Below are 829 nucleotides of genomic sequence, written 5' to 3'. Positions count from 1 at the left end.
CTGATCTCACCCCGACCGTACAAGGAAGCATGGACGATGGAAGCGACGTTGGCCTACCTCTACGCACAGCGTGGCCGGCTGTTCGACCCGCGTTGCGTGGACGCGCTGCTGCGCGGCCGGCAACAGCTGGACGAAATCTGCGCCCAGCACTCGACCGCCTCGACCCGCCCGGGGATGTGACATGCATGGCCTGCTCCAGCGCCTCAAGCAGCGGCTGGACACGATGCGCGGCCATGCGTTCGTCCGGTTCTTTCCTGCCACGCTGGTGTCGCTGGTCGCACTGGCGGTGCTCGCGCCCGCGCAGTGGTGGATCGGTGCGACGCTGGTCGTGGCCGCCGCTCTCATCCACGTGAGCCGGTCGGCACACGCGGGACGACGCGCGTCGAATGGCTCCAACGCCGGCCGCGGCATCCTCGCCGAGCTGCGTGCGCGGCTGTCCAATCGACCCGACAGCGAGCACCTCCAGAACTTCATCCGGATTGCGATCACCGCGTTGTTCATCGGCTATCTCGGCTGGCGCTATACGCAGGTGGGGGGCGACATTCTGCGCGTGACGTGGCTGATCCTGGCAGTCGAGCTGGCCGTGGCGATGCTGTTGCTGGCGGGTCTGTTGGCGCGACCGGGCGTGTCGCGCGCGCGGCGTACCGTGGGGATGGTCACCGATTACGCCTGCATGGGCGCGATCATGACCCTGCAGGGAGAACCGGCGGCGTTGCTGTATGTGGTGCTGCTTTGGGTCACCATCGGCAATGGCATGCGCTATGGGCGCGGCTACCTGCATGCCGCCACCGCGATGGGCTGCGCGGCGTTCCTCTGCGCACTCCTGTTT

At 67.4% G+C, this 829-nt stretch carries 2 pseudogenes; both read left to right on the top strand.

The annotated features are described in order from the left end of the window. Window positions 1–180: pseudogene (locus tag ACXJKJ_RS30360) on the top strand (two-component system response regulator); the annotation flags it as partial. Between the two features lies 1 nt (window position 181). Continuing rightward, window positions 182–829, top strand: a pseudogene (locus ACXJKJ_RS30355) (hypothetical protein); the annotation flags it as partial.

The sequence above is a fragment of the Roseateles sp. P5_E1 genome (assembly GCF_054049335.1).
The sequence above is the reverse complement of the archived record's forward strand: the minus strand, read 5'-3'. Positions and strand labels throughout refer to the sequence as shown.